Origin of the sequence: Desulfocurvus sp. (assembly GCF_023230885.1) — a bacterium.
Taxonomy (GTDB): domain Bacteria; phylum Desulfobacterota; class Desulfovibrionia; order Desulfovibrionales; family Desulfovibrionaceae; genus Desulfocurvus.
Genome location: NZ_JALNWM010000246.1, coordinates 1 through 4236 on the forward strand (window position 1 = coordinate 1; position 4236 = coordinate 4236).

Here is a 4236-nt window from a genome sequence, read left to right on the forward strand (position 1 = left end):
CGGCGGGTCGCCCAGGGGGGTCAGGGAGCCGCCGATGTTGGCCACCAGGAAGATGAAGAAGACCACGGTGTGGACCTTGAACTTGCGGTGCGCGTTGGCCCGCAGCAGCGGGCGGATGAGCAGCATGGCCGCGCCGGTGGTGCCCATCCAGCTCGCCAGCACCGTGCCGATGGCCAGAATGGCCACGTTGACCACGGGTTTGCCCACCAGGGAGCCGGTCAGGCAGACGCCGCCGGAGATGGTGAACAGGGCGAACAGCAGGATGATGAAGGGGATGTACTCCAGCAGCAGGGTGTGGATCACCTCGTACAGGGCCAGGGACGCCCCGAACTGGAGGGTGAAGGGCACCAGGAAGGCCAGGGCCCAGAAGGCCGAAACCTTGCCGAAGTGGTGATGCCAGAAATGGGGGACCGCCAACGGGCAGATGGCGATGGACAAGAGCATGCACGCGAAGGGCACGACCCACAGGCCGCTCAACTCCTTGCCGATTTCCTCGGCCTGGTGGTGCAGGTCCCCTCCGGCCGCCAGGGCCTCGGGGGCCAGCCAGGCCACCATCGCCGTCACTGCGGCCACCAGGGCCAGGACTCCAAACAACCGACGAGCCATCCTCTCTCTCCTCTCTTGGACTCTGTATGGGCTACATGACCGTTCAACCGACAACGCCGCCCGGCACGGCCGGGCGGCGCAATTTCAGAGGTTCGCCCCTCTAGCCCCAGCGGCGCGAGGGCAATTGCGCGCCGCTGGCCGTGACCAGCAGGCATTCTCGCCCGGGCAGGGAATCCACGAAAGCCAGGCCGCGCCGCGCGCCCATGACCATCACCGCCGTGGCCAGGGCGTCGGCCTCCATGACCGTGGGCGCCTTGACGGTGCAGCTTGTGACCTCGTGTGGGGAGACGCCGCTGCCTGGAGCCACCACATGGTGGGCCTCCCGGCGGCGGTCGAAGTAGTTCTCGTAGTTGCCCGACGTGGCCACGGCGCAGTCGCGCAGGTGAATCACGGCGGGATAGTTGCCCGCCTTGGCGGGGTCCTCCACGGCCACGGTCCAGGGCTGGCCGGGGGCCTTGGTCCCGGCGGCGCGGATGTCGCCGCCCGCGTTGACCAGATGGTTGGCCACGCCGCTTGCGGCGAGCACGGCCGAGGCCCGGTCGGCGATGAAGCCCTTGGCGATGCCGTCCAGGGTCAGGGCCATGCCGCTCCTGCCCAGGGCGATGCCCCCGGAGCCCAGCTCGATCCGGCGGGCGTCCACCAGGGCCGTCAGCTCGGCCAGCTCCTGGCCGGACAGGGCCGCGCCGTGGGCGCGCCGGGCGTCCACCAGGGGCGCGACGCTGGGATCGAAGGCGCCGTCGGAGAGCGAGTGCAGGGACAGGGAGCGCTCCAGCACATCGCGCAGCTCGGCGGGCGCGCCGGACAGGCGGCCGTCACGGTTGAGCACGGACAGGGCCGTGTCGCCACGGTGGCGGTCAAAAACCATGCACAGGCGCTGCATTTCCTCGAAGGCCCGGCCCACGGCCTCCTCGGCCAGGGTCCGGGAATCATGCACGGCGGTGATGCCGACAAACGTGCCCATGAGCGGCAGGGTCCGGGCCACGACATGGCCGCCGGAGCCCAGCCGGACGGCGGCGCGCGCGGCGGCGGGAACGGCGCCCACGGCGGCCAGCCCCAGGCCCAGCACCCCGCAGGAACGCAGGAACGCGCGCCGGGTACAGATGCTATCCATATTGGTTGCCTTTTTCATGCGCTTCTCCGAATGGCCCGGCCCCGGGTGCGGGGCGGGCCGGGTGTTCAGCATTGCCGGACTAGGCCGCAGCCTCCGCCTCCTGGACCCGGGCCGCAGCCGCGGCCCCCAGGCAGCGCAGGATGCCCCGCGGGCACTTCTCGGCACAGACCTCCTGGCAGGAGGATCCGTAGGCCAAGCACGCCGTATGATCGATATGAATCTTTCCGCCCTCAAGTGCAATGCATTTCGCCGGACATTCCTTGACGCACTTCATGCAGCTGATGCAGCCGACCTCGCAGACCTCGGAAACCGCCTTGCCCTTGTCCAGCGACGAGCACAGGACCATGACCCTCGCGGCCTGCGGCACTATCTGCATGACGTGGTTGGGACAGGTGGAAACGCAGGTGCCGCAGGCGGTGCATTTTTCGGTGATGACGTGGACCATGCCGTGGGCCATGTACATGGCGTCGAAGGGGCAGGCCCGCATGCAGTCGCCAAGGCCGATGCAGGAGTAGGAACAGGCGTCGGGGCTGCCCAGGAGCTTGGCCGCGGCGCAGCTGGGAACGCCCTGGTAGTCATAACGCTTGGCGACGTTGCCCTCGCTCTTGGCGCAACGCCGGAAGGCGACCATGGGCTCGGCCGAACCGGCGGCCTTGCCCGTGAGTTCCGCGATCTTGGCGGCCACGTCCGGCCCGCCGGCGCAGCAGCGGTCGGCGGGGACGTCGGGGTCGCGCACGGCGGCGGCGGCGTAGGACTCGCAGCCCGCAAAACCGCATCCGCCGCAGTTGGCGCCGGGCAGGGCATCGAGCACCGCCTCCACCCGGGGGTCCTCCTCCACGGCCAGGAGCTTGGAGGCCACGGACAGCACCACGGCGCAGGCCAGCCCCAGGCCGAACATGACGAGAATCGACGACGTGATCATGGTATCTCCCTCTACTTTGCGCGCCTGTGGCGCGCCTGTCCGCCGGCCCTTAGCCGATCATGCCCTGGAAGGCGAAGAAGGTCAGGGACATGAGCCCCGCCATGACCAGGCCGATGGAGGTTCCCTGCATGGACTTGGGCACCCGAGAGATGACCAGCCGCTCCCGGATTCCGGCCATGAGGAACAGGGCCAGGGTGAAGCCCAGGGCCGCCGAAAACGCGTAGAACACCGACACGCCCAGCCCGAACTCGTTGCGCTGGGCCAGGATGGCCAGGCCGAGCACCGCGCAGTTGGTGGTGATGAGCGGCAGGAAAATGCCCAGCGACTTGTACAGCGGCGGGACCATCTTCTTCAGGAACATCTCCACGAACTGCACCAGGGAGGCGATGACCAGGATGAAGACCAGGGTCTGAAGGTAGCCCAGGCCGAAGGGGTTCAGCACATATTTCTGCATGAGCCAGGTGAACGCCGTGGCCATGGAGGCCACGAAGGTCACCGCCGCGCCCATGCCGATGGCCACGCCCCGGTCCTTGGAGCAGCCCACGAAGGGGCAGCAGCCCAGGTACTGCGCCAGGATGATGTTGTTGACGAAGATCGCCGCGATGAGCATCTCGAAGTAGTTCACGGCCTACCCCTCCTGCATGATTTGCTTGGATTCGCCGATGCTGCACGCCCGGCAACCGCCGCACGAGGCCGCCAGGGACGGCTCGGGCAGGCCCTTGCGCTTGCTCTGCCAGATGGCCAGGTAGTTCATGGCCCCCAGGATCAGCCCCAGGCAGACGAAGGCGCCCGGCGCCTCGACCATGAACGTGAAGGGCTTGAAGTCCGGCCCGAAGACCGTCGCCCCAAACAGCTTGCCCGCACCGAAGACCTCGCGCAGGGCGCCCAGGAAGGTCAGCGACATGGTGAAGCCGATGCCCATGCCCAGGCCGTCGGCGATGGACAGGTGCACCGGGTTCTTGGAGGCGAAGGCCTCGGCGCGGCCAAGGATGATGCAGTTGACCACGATGAGCGGAACGAAGATGCCCAGGCTCTGGTAGAGCGGGTAGGCATACGCCTGCATGAGCAGCTCCACCGCGACCACCAGGGACGCGGCGATGACGATGAAGCAGGCGATGCGCACCTTTTTGGGGATGATCTTGCGCACCATGGAGATGATGGCGTTGGACAGGACCAGGACGAAGATGACCGCCGCGCCCATGCCCAGGCCGTCCGCGGCGGACTTGGTCACCGCCAGGGTGGGGCACAGCCCGAGCACCAGCCGGAAGGGCGGCAGCTCCTTCCACAGGCCCTTGGCGAATTCCTTGACGAAACTCATGGTTTTCTCCTCGGGGCGGCCCTAGAAGGCCCCGTCCAGTTTGGGCTTGAGGCCCTTGTAGATTTCGATGGCCTTGTTCACCGCCAGGACCGTGCCGGTACTGGAGACGGTGGCTCCGGAGATAGCGTCCACGTTGCCGCCCTTGCCGGTCAGCCCGACGCGGTCCAGGGCCAGGCCCTTGAACTGCATCTGGAACTTGGGCTCGGCCACGCGCGTGCCCAGGCCCGGCGTTTCCTTGAGGGTGGTCACGCCGATGCCCGCCAGGGTGTCCTGGGCCAG

The 4236-nt window shown here is 68.0% G+C and carries 6 protein-coding genes; all 6 read right to left on the bottom strand.

The genetic code is table 11. The annotated features are described in order from the left end of the window. On the bottom strand, window positions 1-555 hold a 555-nt coding region (locus M0P34_RS14015; RefSeq protein ID WP_291500219.1), incomplete at its 3' end, for a sodium:proton antiporter. Window positions 556-706: 151 nt separating this feature from the next. After that, a complete protein-coding gene (locus tag M0P34_RS14020; protein WP_291500209.1) occupies window positions 707-1717 on the bottom strand; it encodes an FAD:protein FMN transferase in 1011 nt (336 codons plus the stop codon). Between the two features lie 79 nt (window positions 1718-1796). Further along, window positions 1797-2639 carry an RnfABCDGE type electron transport complex subunit B gene (rnfB, locus tag M0P34_RS14025; protein ID WP_291500211.1) on the bottom strand — a complete coding sequence of 281 codons (843 nt, stop codon included), beginning with the start codon at window positions 2637-2639 and terminating at the stop codon, window positions 1797-1799. 49 nt (window positions 2640-2688) lie between these two features. Next, complete coding sequence (locus tag M0P34_RS14030) at window positions 2689-3264, bottom strand: RnfABCDGE type electron transport complex subunit A (RefSeq protein WP_291500213.1); 576 nt, start codon at window positions 3262-3264, stop codon at window positions 2689-2691. 3 nt (window positions 3265-3267) lie between these two features. Further along, a complete protein-coding gene (locus M0P34_RS14035; protein ID WP_291500215.1) occupies window positions 3268-3957 on the bottom strand; it encodes an electron transport complex subunit E in 690 nt (229 codons plus the stop codon). Between the two features lie 21 nt (window positions 3958-3978). Next, a partial coding sequence (locus tag M0P34_RS14040; RefSeq protein WP_291500217.1) for an FMN-binding protein occupies window positions 3979-4236 on the bottom strand: 258 nt, incomplete at its 5' end.

Excerpts from the sequence above, each read along its gene's own strand:
- M0P34_RS14020 (WP_291500209.1), bottom strand. The coding sequence starts at position 1,717 with ATGGATAGCATCTGTACCCGGCGCGCGTTCCTGCGTTCCTGCGGGGTG.
- rnfB (WP_291500211.1), bottom strand. The coding sequence starts at position 2,639 with ATGATCACGTCGTCGATTCTCGTCATGTTCGGCCTGGGGCTGGCCTGC.
- M0P34_RS14035 (WP_291500215.1), bottom strand. The coding sequence starts at position 3,957 with ATGAGTTTCGTCAAGGAATTCGCCAAGGGCCTGTGGAAGGAGCTGCCG.